This window comes from Paucihalobacter sp. (genome assembly GCF_036825875.1).
Lineage (GTDB): Bacteria > Bacteroidota > Bacteroidia > Flavobacteriales > Flavobacteriaceae > Paucihalobacter.
Map to the genome: position 1 here is coordinate 18,682 of NZ_DAISXK010000032.1, position 12,120 is coordinate 30,801.

11 protein-coding genes are annotated in these 12,120 nt (G+C 36.8%); 4 read left to right on the forward strand and 7 right to left on the reverse strand.

What is annotated here, in order from left to right:
• Positions 1-3: 3 nt before the first annotated feature.
• From pxpA to V7Z48_RS09835, 4 genes are read right to left on the reverse strand one after another with little or no spacing between them, the layout of a single operon-like run.
• Positions 4-753, reverse strand: coding sequence for a 5-oxoprolinase subunit PxpA (pxpA, locus tag V7Z48_RS09820; protein WP_334113257.1), 750 nt, complete (start codon positions 751-753; stop codon positions 4-6).
• Entirely contained in the window at positions 744-1,970 is a 1,227-nt protein-coding gene (locus V7Z48_RS09825) for an Nramp family divalent metal transporter (protein ID WP_334113258.1), read from the reverse strand. The genes pxpA and V7Z48_RS09825 overlap by 10 nt, the downstream gene beginning before the upstream one ends.
• Entirely contained in the window at positions 1,963-3,081 is a 1,119-nt protein-coding gene (locus tag V7Z48_RS09830) for a DUF2891 domain-containing protein (RefSeq protein WP_334113259.1), read from the reverse strand. The genes V7Z48_RS09825 and V7Z48_RS09830 overlap by 8 nt, the downstream gene beginning before the upstream one ends.
• A gap of 47 nt (positions 3,082-3,128) precedes the next feature.
• Positions 3,129-4,667, reverse strand: a complete 1,539-nt coding sequence (locus tag V7Z48_RS09835) for a YifB family Mg chelatase-like AAA ATPase (RefSeq protein ID WP_334113260.1) — start codon at positions 4,665-4,667, stop codon at positions 3,129-3,131.
• Between the two features lie 165 nt (positions 4,668-4,832).
• On the opposite strand from V7Z48_RS09835, the gene V7Z48_RS09840 reads away from it, so the two are divergent.
• Positions 4,833-5,075, forward strand: coding sequence for a hypothetical protein (locus V7Z48_RS09840; RefSeq protein WP_334113261.1), 243 nt, complete (start codon positions 4,833-4,835; stop codon positions 5,073-5,075).
• A gap of 149 nt (positions 5,076-5,224) precedes the next feature.
• Here the strand turns inward: V7Z48_RS09840 and V7Z48_RS09845 are convergent, their stop codons facing one another.
• Positions 5,225-6,187 carry a YheT family hydrolase gene (locus V7Z48_RS09845; protein ID WP_334113262.1) on the reverse strand — a complete coding sequence of 321 codons (963 nt, stop codon included), beginning with the start codon at positions 6,185-6,187 and terminating at the stop codon, positions 5,225-5,227.
• A 209-nt stretch (positions 6,188-6,396) separates the two neighbouring features.
• Between V7Z48_RS09845 and V7Z48_RS09850 the strand changes: the two genes are divergently transcribed.
• Positions 6,397-7,356, forward strand: a complete 960-nt coding sequence (locus tag V7Z48_RS09850) for an NAD(P)H-dependent flavin oxidoreductase (protein WP_334113263.1) — start codon at positions 6,397-6,399, stop codon at positions 7,354-7,356.
• A 108-nt stretch (positions 7,357-7,464) separates the two neighbouring features.
• Here the strand turns inward: V7Z48_RS09850 and V7Z48_RS09855 are convergent, their stop codons facing one another.
• Positions 7,465-9,438 carry a sensor histidine kinase gene (locus V7Z48_RS09855; protein ID WP_334113264.1) on the reverse strand — a complete coding sequence of 658 codons (1,974 nt, stop codon included), beginning with the start codon at positions 9,436-9,438 and terminating at the stop codon, positions 7,465-7,467.
• 1 nt (position 9,439) lies between these two features.
• Positions 9,440-10,144: a LytR/AlgR family response regulator transcription factor gene (locus V7Z48_RS09860; RefSeq protein WP_334113265.1), complete on the reverse strand. Its 705-nt coding sequence runs from the start codon at positions 10,142-10,144 to the stop codon at positions 9,440-9,442.
• Positions 10,145-10,528: 384 nt separating this feature from the next.
• Between V7Z48_RS09860 and V7Z48_RS09865 the strand changes: the two genes are divergently transcribed.
• Positions 10,529-11,536, forward strand: coding sequence for an amidohydrolase family protein (locus tag V7Z48_RS09865; RefSeq protein ID WP_334113266.1), 1,008 nt, complete (start codon positions 10,529-10,531; stop codon positions 11,534-11,536).
• 151 nt (positions 11,537-11,687) lie between these two features.
• The coding region (locus V7Z48_RS09870; protein WP_334113267.1) for an agmatine deiminase family protein at positions 11,688-12,120 on the forward strand (433 nt) is incomplete at its 3' end.

Here is a 12,120-nt window from a genome sequence, read left to right on the forward strand (position 1 = left end):
AAGTTACTGAATTTTTATGAGTTTTGAGGTTAAATGTTGGTGTAAATATTTGATAATATCAACGGCGTTTTCGCTGTCGCCGTGGACGCAAATCGTGTCTGTTTTTATCTTAATTTCTTCACCAGAAATGGCACGAACTTTTTGATGTGAAATCATGTTGTAAACGCGCTTGGCAATTTCTGTTTTTTCCAAAATTAAGGCATTGGCTTCGGATCTGTTTACCAAGGTTAAATCACTATTATAATTTCTATCGGCAAAGGCTTCAAAACAAACTTTAATACCACTGCTCACAGCCAAATCTGCCAAAGTTGATCTAAAAGGTGCGTATAATTTTAACGACCCATCAATGGAGTTAATTAGTTCAATTATGAGCTGTGCATATTTTACATTAGTTGCTGCTAAGTTGTATAATGCGCCATGTGCTTTGATATGATGCAGGCTCAATTGATGTTGTTGTGCGATATCTTTTAGCGTATTCACTTGGTCTTCTAAACTCTTGAATAATTCCACAAAAGTTATAGTCATTGGCTTTCTACCAAAGTTAACTTTATCTGGAAATGAAGGATGTGCACCAATTTTCACATCGTGTTTTTTGGCTAAACTTAAAACTTCATTCATAATATCTGTATCGCCAGCATGACCACCACAAGCGATGTTGCAAGATGAAATGTAAGGCATCAGGGCAGCTTCGTTACCAATGCCTTCGCCGACATCGACATTTATATCTATTGTTATCTGTTTTTTTATATCCATTTCATCACTTGAAAAACACTCTTTAAACCCAAAAATAAAACTACTAAAAGCAATAATATGCTCACGATATTTTGCCATTTTTTATTGATATATAAACCCAATATTTCAGACTTATTCATCATCCAAATAAGAATACCAGCTACCATTGGCAGTACCAGTCCATTGGTTACTTGAGCAAATTTTATAATTTCGATGGGTTTGATACCTAAAGATGCAAAAACAACACCTAAAAGTAAAATTGACATCCAAATCGCACGAAATTTATTCGATTTCATTTTGATTGACCAACCCAAACAACCTGTTGCCACATAAGCCGCAGCTAATGGCGCTGTGATAGCACTTGTAATGCCTGCTGCAAATAAGCCAAGCGCCATAATGTAGGTTGATACATCGCCGTAAAGCGGTGCCAAACCCAAAGCTAAATCCGAGGCATTTTCAATGTTGGTATTTTGAATTCCAGCTGCAGAAACAATAATGCTCATGGAAACCAAACCCCCTAAAACCACAGCTACGACTGTATCTTTTCTAGCAAATGATAGATCTGATGCTTTGTGCCATTTTTCTTTTACCAGAGCGGCATGTAAAAACAAGTTATAGGGTACAACTGTAGTGCCAATAAGTCCAACAATAGTGAGCAAACTGCCACTTGGTGTTTCAAAAGTGAATAAACCTGACGCTAGTGATCCCAAATCTGGTTTGGTTAATATGGCGGTAATTAAGAAGGATAAGCTCATAAAAACGACCAAGGTGATTAAAATGCGTTCGATTGTTTTATAACTTCCTATAAACAAAAACACAAAGGCGATGGCTCCAATAATTAAGCTTGAGGTATTGATGGAGTTGTTTAAAATTTCCAGTTTTGGAAATTCAACTATTGTTTCTAAACCAAGCACCGCACCGCCAATATTGCCAGCTTGGTAGGCAGCATTGCCGATGACAATTGCCGATAAAATTAGAACCAATACACTAAATTTTATAATAGGTTGCTTTATTTCATTCCGAATATTTTCGGCCAAGCCATTTTGAGAGATGACGCCTAGTCGTGCCGACATTTCCTGCAACAGAACAGTAATTACGACAGAAAATAATAAGGCCCAAAGTAATGTAAATCCAAAATTCACGCCAGCCAAGCTGCACATAGTGACGGTTCCTGGACCGATAAACGCAGCTGCCACTAGCGTAGCAGGGCCTATGTTGCTAAACCATTTTTTAATCAATTTTAATCGTATTTAAGGCATAAATTGCGAAACTACCGAGCCAATGGCCACCTTCATATCCATCGTTAAAAATGCTTGGTAATGAATAATTAATATGCTTTATTGCTATATTTTCTAAATGTGAATATTCTGCCAATCCATTTGCAATTTCATTTAAGCTCCATGCACGAGAAAAATTAACACCATCTAAATGCACTAATTTGCCATCGCTTCGGTCGCTTACTTTACCAGTTTCTAAAGCAAAAGTTTTTTCTTTTAATTCGGGCATAAACTCATTAATCCAATGTCTAAACGCTTCTGTAGAAAGCACACGTTTCATTAAAGCAGCTTCCTCCAGACAAGGCGATAAAAAGTCAAAACCACTAGGCTCCCATATTATGGGACAATTTTTATCCTTGTTGTAAAAGTCTTTTGCTCTTTGTTCAATCATAGAGAGCAACGCTTTATGACCAACAGTTTTGGCATAATCGTGCGCAAAACTTAATCCAAAGGCAGTATTACTGTGCTCGCCAACGCGAATGGGGTAATTTAATTTTGGTAAAAATTCAATGTATTTGGCTACCATTAAATCAGTTAAGGGTTGAAGGTTGATTTTTAAGGTACGTGCCGTTGGGTGATCCCATGAATGCAGTTCTTCGGCTAATTTCAGCAGCCAAACCCAACTGTAAGTGCGTTCAAATGATTTATTATGAAGGTCATCAAAATATGCTACTTCTGCAAGTATATTTTCAGCTGATATATTTTGTAAAAGCATTTGCTGAATTTCCTCTGCCTTGTCAAGATTTGGAAATTGTTTCAAAAGCCTTAGCAAACTCCAATGTCCATGCACTGCCGAATGCCAATCAAAGCAGCCGTAGAAAGCAGGATGAAGGGTTTGTGGTGACTTTAAATCCGAGGCGCTTCCGAGGGTTTGACCTAGTTTATTTGGGAATTCTACATTGATGCAATGCAATGGTAATTCCGCTAGTTTGTTCGCTTGCTCTAAGTTTAAAATAGGTTTCACAACTGTTTCGTATTGAATAGATACTTCCGTTTTTATGGGATTTTCTTGTTTGGAATTGTTACAGTTACACGCCAAAATTAACAACAATAACAAGTATGTGTTTTTCATTTTCATTGATTTATAAATGATGAGATTCCTGCTTGCGCAGGAATTTGTTAACCTAGCCAACCTTCACGGTCGAGACTTCTGTATTGAATGGCTTCGCTAATGTGAGCGCCGGTGATATGTTCGGAAGCTTCTAAATCGGCTATCGTTCTGGAAACTTTTAAAATTCTATCATAGGCTCTTGCTGAAAGATTTAAGCGTTCCATCGCGGTTTTTAATAATAGCTTTGAAGCCTCGTCTAGCCTGCAATATTCGCGTATTTGTTTGCTATTCATTTGCGCGTTGTAATGAATTTTCTCTAAATCTTCAAAACGCTTTGTTTGCAATTCTCTGGCAGCGGTAACGCGTTTTCTAATTTCCACCGAGGTTTCGGCTTTTCTTTCGTCTGATAATTTCTCAAACGGCACTGGGGTTACTTCAATATGTATATCGATTCTGTCAAGTAACGGACCAGAAACTTTACTCAAATAACGCTGCATTTCCGCAGGTGATGAGGTTACTGGTGCATCTGGATCGTTAAAATAGCCACTCGGACTCGGATTCATGCTTGCTACTAACATAAATGACGATGGATAGGTAACTGTAAACTTTGCTCTGGAAATGGTTACTTCTCTGTCTTCCAAAGGCTGACGCATTACTTCTAAAACTTCCCTTTTAAATTCTGGTAATTCATCTAAAAACAACACACCGTTGTGGGAAAGTGAGATTTCACCGGGTTGCGGATAACTCCCACCGCCGACTAATGCGACGTTTGAAATCGTGTGGTGCGGACTTCTAAATGGACGCTGTGCCATCAAACCGGTATGTTCTTTAACGCGTCCGACAACGGAGTGAATTTTAGTGGTTTCTAGCGCTTCGCTCAGTGTCATCGGAGGCAGTATACTAGGCAATCGTTTGGCTAACATGGTTTTGCCAGCCCCTGGTGGACCGATTAAAATAATGTTGTGACCGCCTGCAGCGGCTATTTCCATACAACGTTTGATGCTTTCTTGACCTTTGACATCTGAGAAATCGAACTCTGGAAAATCGAGGTTTTTATAAAATTCTTCTCTGGTGTTAATGATGGTTTGCTCTAATGGTTCTCCTTTGTCAAAAAAATTGATAACCTGTGTTATATTATCAACCCCATAAACTTTTAAGTCATTAACGATGGCGGCTTCCTTTGCATTTTGACTTGGAAGTATAAATCCTTTAAAACCTTCTTCACGTGCCTTAATAGCTATTGGAAGCGCACCTTTGATGGGTTGTAAATTTCCGTCAAGTGAAACTTCACCCATAATTAAATACGAATCTAAATCGGGTGATTTAATCTGGCCACTAGCCGAAAGTATCCCGAGTGCTAAGGTTAAATCGTAAGCACTGCCTTCTTTGCGCAAATCGGCGGGCGACATATTGATTATTATTTTTTTAACTGGAATTTTATAACCGTTATTTTCAAGCGCCGCTGCAATTCTATAATTGCTTTCTTTTATGGCATTATCCGGTAATCCAACCAAATGATAACCAACCCCTTTGGCAATATTTACTTCAACTGTTATGGTTGTTGCATCAACCCCAAAAACCGCACTTCCGAATACTTTTTTGAGCATACATTTTTATTTGTTTAAATATAACCAAAATCTTTTAACACAAAATGGCAGATTTAAATCCTGTATTATTCTGAGATGAAAAAACATGTATTTCGTCGAATAAATTTGCGTTTTATAGATTTACATGAATTTATATTGTATTTTTGTATTCCCAAATCAACCGAAATGAAAAGATTACTACCCTTATTATTGTTAATGGGTTGCACTGCAGAAACCGTAGAGCCACCAAGCGATTGTGATTGCGAAAAGGTAATTTACATCGAAGAAAAATATCAAGATAGTTCAGACAACAATTGGTACGTCAACCGAATAGAAGTTGACAGGATTCATGTGGAATGTCAAGATGAAACGGATTTCGCACCAACTGGAGAAATTCTTGAATGTTTCAGGATAGAATGTAATTTGTAAGAAAATTATAAGATTTTTTATCTTGTTTTACTAAATTCTTTAATAAGATTCGTTATTATCATTTAGTTTTAATCTAATGGTTATTAGAGAAATCTTTATCGAATAATCGTTAAACTGCGGACGTTTATTTTTTCGCGAGGATGGTTAAATCAGTCTTGTTGACCGCAAAACTGCAAAGCACGCTTCTCGTTATAATACACATTTTTCTTATTTTTAAATCCAACATGACCGCCAAATCTCGGCATTTCTAAAAATAAATGTGAGTTATTTTTTGCTTCCTTTACGGGATAACATTCGGGCGATAAAAATGAATCGTTAAGTGCATTTATAATCAAAGTAGGTATTGTTATTTTTGTGAGGTATTGTAAGCTACTGCATTGCTCGTAATAATCAAAAGCATCTAAAAACCCATGAGCTCTAGAGGTGTACACATGATCAAAATCTATTAAAGTATTTATTGAGTTAATTTCTGTAATAGAAATTTTATCAGGATATTGTATTTGCTTTATTTTCAATCTTTCAATAAGGTGTTTTTTAAAACGTATAGCGTATAATATATTTTTTGCCGTGTGTAATTCGTAGGCGGAGCCTTTTAAATAACAAGGCGCTGATACTGCGACGGCTGATTTAATCTCAGGTGGAATCACATTGCCCTCACCTAAGTATTTTAAAATTAAATTACCTCCAAGACTAAAGCCTTTTAAGTGAAGCTTCAAGTAATTTTTGTTATTAATGACATGCTGAATTATATCAACCAAATCTTCAGTGGCTCCCGAGTGATAACTTCTGTATTTTAAATTTGGTTCACCACTGCAGCCTCGGAAGTTCACACAAACAGCATCAAATCCATTTTCATTAAAAACTTTTGCCGTACCTGTCATATAAGGTCTTTGTGCATTTCCCTCAAGACCGTGTAAAATGATAATGAGTTTATCGGTTTGTTCTCCACAGAAACTCCAATCTAAATCTAGAAAATCTCCATCAGAAAGTGTTATGCGTTCACGTTCTTGAATCACTCCATTTACATTCCGAATCAACCCAGAATATACCGTAGATACAAATCCGTTTCTAAAACCAAATAACGACTTGTAATCACTTTCTAAAATGGGCATAAGTTAATTTAGATATTAGAAATACGATATTAGATAAAATGCGGTAAATAAAAAAGTCTTTAGTTATAATATGCTCACATCTCTGAATTATTCTAAAAGAGTGATAGTTGAATTTTTTCTTTTAACGGGAATTTGTTTCTGAGTAGGATAAAATTTCAAATCTCAAAAACTATGCACGCATAGTAAAATAATGTATATTTGTGTATCCAATGACAGCACAGATGCAAACCAAACTTACCCAATTACTCAGCATAAAATATCCAATTATTCAAGCACCAATGTTTTTAGTTTCAAATGTAGCGATGGTTACCGAAGCTATGAAAGCGGGTATAGCAGGCTGTATTCCAGCACTTAATTACCGAACTTTAGATGAATTAAAAACTGCCATTCATCAGCTAAAAAAAAATAAGGTCGAAGGCGGTTCTTTCGGATTTAATTTAATAGTGAACAAATCTAATCTCAAATATAAAGAGCAATTAAGGGTGTTGTGCGAAGAAGGTTGCGATTTTATAATTACTTCCTTAGGAAGTCCGGAGGAAACTATTAATCAAGCTCATAAAGTAGGTATTAAAGTATTTTGTGACGTTACCGATTTACATTTTGCCAAGAAAGTAGAACAATTAGGGGCTGATGCTGCTATTGCTGTCAACAACGAAGCCGGCGGGCATCGTGGTAATTTATCACCGGAAGACCTAATTAAACTATTACGTTCTAACCTTAAAATCCCAGTAATCTCAGCAGGCGGTGTGGGTTGTAAAGCCGATATTGACAAAATGCTAAGCTACGGAGCTGATGGTGTTTCGGTTGGAAGTCCTTTTATAGCTTCTAAAGAAGCCAATGTTACAGACGATTATAAACAAGCTTGTGTCGATTATGGCGCAGACGATATCGTCATGACCGAACGTATTTCGGGCACGCCATGCACGGTGATTAACACACCTTATGTACAAAAAATTGGCACCAAACAAACTTGGATCGAACACCTTTTGAATAAAAACAAAAAGCTGAAAAAATGGGTTAAAATGGTCCGTTTTGGTATCGGGATGCGCGCCACTGAAAAAGCCGCTAAAGAAGTCACCTATAAAACGGTCTGGGTGGCCGGCCCCAGTATTGAATATACCAAAGCTATTTTACCTGTAAAGGACATTGTGGCTAATTTGGTAAGTTAACTTTTCTGTATCTATAGTAGGTTGAAATTAAATTAAAATATCTCTAATGCTCCTTTAGGGTATATCAATCTTGATATATGATAATAAGATTATAAAATAGTATCAAGCCTAATGCTTCGGCTTTAATGGCAACCAGATATTAATGGTACAACCGCTTTCGGTATTTTTAGCCAATTCTATACTCCCTTGTAAGGCTTGTGTTAATTCCTCAATAATTTGTATGCCTAAACCTTGTGTAACACTTTTTATGTTTTGCTTATTATTAAATTGTAATCCAACGTTTTTAAATCCAGGACCATTATCAGAAATTGAAAATAATAATTTGTTGTTGTCAATGTTGCACGTCCATTTGATGGTAGCATTAGGTTGATTAATAACTGCATTTACGGCATTTAAAGTAAGATTGCGGCAAACTGTATTGAGATAGTTGATGTCTGTTTGAAAAGTAGACTCAACGCTGTTCACAAATTCAAATTTAATATGATCATAATTTGAGAAATAGCGTTTAATTTCCTGAAAAATTTGTGAAACCTCGCAAGTATCAAACTTGGGTTCAAATTGTTCCATTTGATTTTTACACCATAATAACAAATCTTCCATAGATACCAACAGGTTTTGAGCGCTTGATAAGGTTTTGTTTTCAAAGCGTAATTTATTGTCGTTATCTAATAGTTCCGGATTGTTATTTTTTAAGTTAATTAAGTTGATGAGGTTAGAGAGCGGACTTCGTAAATCGTGATTTAAAATACTGAATAATTTGGCTTTAAATTTATTAGATTCTGTCAACGCCTTGTTAAGTTTTCTCAGGTCGTCATTGTTTTTCTTTCTAATACGGTTTTGGTTCCACAATAATAACCCTACTGCAAATAACAATCCAAGACCGGCAATAAAAAACCATTTTTCTTTTTCCTTCTGACTAATTTTCAACTCTCTTAATTCAATTTCCCGGTCTTTTTCTAACATTTTTTGCCTATTCTCAAGGTCCGCAATTTTGTTTTTATTGCTTTGAGAAAAGAGCGAATCTCTTAATCTAGAGTAAGCATTATTTAGTTCGTAGGCTTTTTTAAATGAGTTTTGATGGTATAAAACATCGGCCAAAATACCCATATTAAACATTTCCCATTGTTTATTATTGCTTTTTTTAGCCGCAGACAATGATTTTTCAAAATTAAATTTAGCTTCATTCAATAAGGCGTCTTTGCTGTAATGTTTAAAATTTTCAGGGATATCAGGATACAGGTTGTATAAATCGTAAAATCCCCAACCTATATTGTAAATATTGGAAATGGAATAACCGGAAGTAGGTGCTATATCGTCTAAAATTTTTTGCGCTTCAAACTCCATAGATAGGCATTTATCTAAATCATCTTCGTACATAATAGACCAATTGGCCAAGGTTTTTGCTTTACCAAGTGGATTGTTGTTGAGGTCGAAAAAATTAAAGGCTTCGGTAAATAAAATCTCGGCGTCTTCCAAATTCTCAAAAACCCTGTAAACTTCGGCCAATACCTTTTTACTATAAGCTTCCTCTATAGGGTTGTTTAATTTTGTAGCCTCATTTAATGACCATTTGCCGTATTTGATGGCCAATTCTTCGTTTCGCTGATTGATGTATATATTAGATAACCCTCTATAAGCATTCATAATTACATACGCGTTAGTATCTTGTTTGGCTTGTTCTGAGGCCTGGAGGTAGTATTCTGCGGCCTCCACAAACTGAGATTTGGAACTGCTAATAAAGCCATCCATAAAGGTATTCATGGCCAAACCGGGATTATGATTCTGCGCTTTGTTAATGGTTTTAGAAAGCTCGTTATAATATTGAGATGAGTCTATTTTACTAATTTCAAGGAAACTTAAGGACAACTCAGCGTATAGCTTGGTTTTCCATAGGTCTTCATTTAAACCTTCAGCCATTGTAATGGCTTGTTTTGTAACGGCAATAGAACTATCTGGGAGATGGTATTTTAAATATTGAATTTGTTCCCATGCCTGTTCTAAAGATGGTTCATTTGTTTGGGCAAGGCTTACATTGGTTAGGCAGCAAACAATAATTACCGGAAAAGCAAACCTAAACCTCATACTACAGTTGTATATTGGCTTTAAAGCTCCTGCCTACGGGAAGTTCAACATCTGTTACGGTTTTAATAGCCGAACTACCAATCCGTTTTATGGCGCTTTTAGCTACCGCGTAACTTCGGTGTATTCGTATAAAATCAGAAAAACAATCTTGTTTAAGCATGGTACCTAAATTACATAAAACACAATGCTTCTTTTTATTAGTAACAACCAAGGTATAATCTTTTAGTGCTTCAAGAAATAATATATCCTTTAAAGGCACTTTTACTTGGTCATGGCCTTCTTTGATAACAATACATTCTCCTTCTACTTTTGAATCGTATAGGGCTGCTTTTTCACGAATTTCAAAATAAGATTTTATTCTCGAAATAGTTTGATTAAATCGTTCTTTATCAAACGGCTTCACTAAATAATCTAAGGCATTTAATGTAAAACCGTCAAGAGCAAATTCAGGATGAGAGGTTATGAAGATGCAGGCCGGAATTTCAAGTAATTTTTTTCTTAATTCGATACCGCTTTCGCCGTTGAGATCTATGTCAAGAAATAAAATGTCTACTGTTTCATTTTGTAAAAAAGCTTCAACTTGTTTAGATGAAGAGAAAAAACCCGCACATGTTAATAAAGGGTTGTCTTTAAGATGACTGTATACCGAGAGTTGATCAATTTCATTATCATCAACAATAATATAGCGATAAGGTTTTCTCATCATGTTACTCGTCTATTTACACTGTTGTTGGTATATTAAAAACCATATGCTAACATTTTTTTTTGAAATTTGAATACGTCAACAATCGAACGTACATGATGACTTTTCAATAAAGTTTTAATCAAAAACATATAAATATACTAATAAAATTAAAATTCTGCTTCATATTTATGACCATACCTGCTATTTTTTTAAAATCACTAATCAACTTAATATGAATTCTAGAACCAACACTTTATCAACCTATTACAAAACAGTTGCTTTTGTTACGTGTTTACTTGCGGGAATCGTTAGCATTTTCGCTTTGGTATACTGGTTTATTTCCCATGTAATGTCATTACATCAAAGTATTGTTAATCAATATTACACAACATTGTATTAATCATTATGAAAAAGCTATCTATCCTTTTTTCCCTCATGGCATCAGCAAGCCTTTGCTTTGCTCAAACACCACTTCCCATCATCGACATGCATTTTCATGCAGCCAATTTTGATGATAATGGTCCGCCACCTAATGGCATCAGCAGATTAAACACCGGCTACCCTGTTTATGAGGCCGACAAGCCCTGGATAGCCACATTCGCTAATTGGATGGCCAATCCACAAGGCGAGAATCCCATCATGGCACCTACCTCCAACAAAGAACTGCTCGATCAAAACATGGAGATACTAAAACGCAGAAATATCTATGCGGTAAGTAGTGGTCCGAATGAAGAAGCGTTTAAAGTAGCAGGTAAAGAAAGAATCTACAGTTCTTGGCAACTGACTTCAAATATCGACCAATGGCCAAGCCCTGAGGAAGTTCACAAAGTACTTGAAACCGGTAAATATAAAGTTTTTGGTGAAGTCACCTTGCAATATGCCGGCATTTCGCCCAATGACCCGCGTTTCGCGCCTTACTTGGTCATTCTGGAAGAATTTGATATTCCGCTGGGCATTCATATCGGTACAGGCCCTCCGGGAGTATCTTATTTTCCGGGTATGGGTCAGCACTTAGCCCGCATGCACAGTGCTTTTGAAATTGAAGAAGTGGCGCTACGCCATCCCAAATTGCGCATCAACCTGATGCATGCCGGCTGGCCCTTGGCCGATCACCTGATTGCTGTGCTCTACAACCATCCGCAGGTGTATGCCGATGTGGGTATTATCTGCTATTCGCTTCCTCGCGAGGCCTTTCATGATTACCTCAAACGCATCGTGCAGGCAGGTTTTCACCGCAGAAACCTATTTGGCTTCGACCAAATGAACTGGCCCGACGCTATTGAAGAAGGTATTAAAGCTATAGAAACAGCTGATTTCCTGACTGAGGCTCAGAAGAGAGATATTTTGTATAACAATGCTGCAAGATTTCTGCGATTGAGTCAGAAGGAGATTGATAAGCATCATGGGAAATAACATGAGAAAGGTAAATCTGTTTATTTCCGTTACAGCATTACTGATTTTTGTAACGCTGATTAATTCCTGCAAGCCCAAAACCGACCCTGCAGCTTTCTACATGCCGGGCGAATTCGAACCCCATGAAGCCGTGTGGTTTGGTACCTGGTATATGAGTAATTGGGCGAGTGATTACAAACGAGTAATGACCGATGTGATGAAAGCCATAGATGGTCATGTGGCCATTAAAATGGCTGCACCATCCGATAGCATTTTGTCTATTGCAAAGAAGCAACTAGACAGCCTTGGGGTAGATACAACCCGAATCTGGTTTTATGTCATGCCCGGTGAGGCCCACTGGATCAGGGATCATGGTGCTGCATTCGTGGTAAACAGGCAAGGAGAATTAGGTGCTGTGGATTTTGAGTGGAATGCATATGGCTCACTGGATTGGCAAGTTTTACGAGACTCAACACTTTTAGATAGCCTGGATATATATAAAGAAAAAACAAGAACTGGAAATAGAGCGAAAGTGGATAGCCTGATGGCTGTTGCTACAGAAGCCAATTGGATAAAAAGCAATCTTACCATTGAAGGAGGCGCTA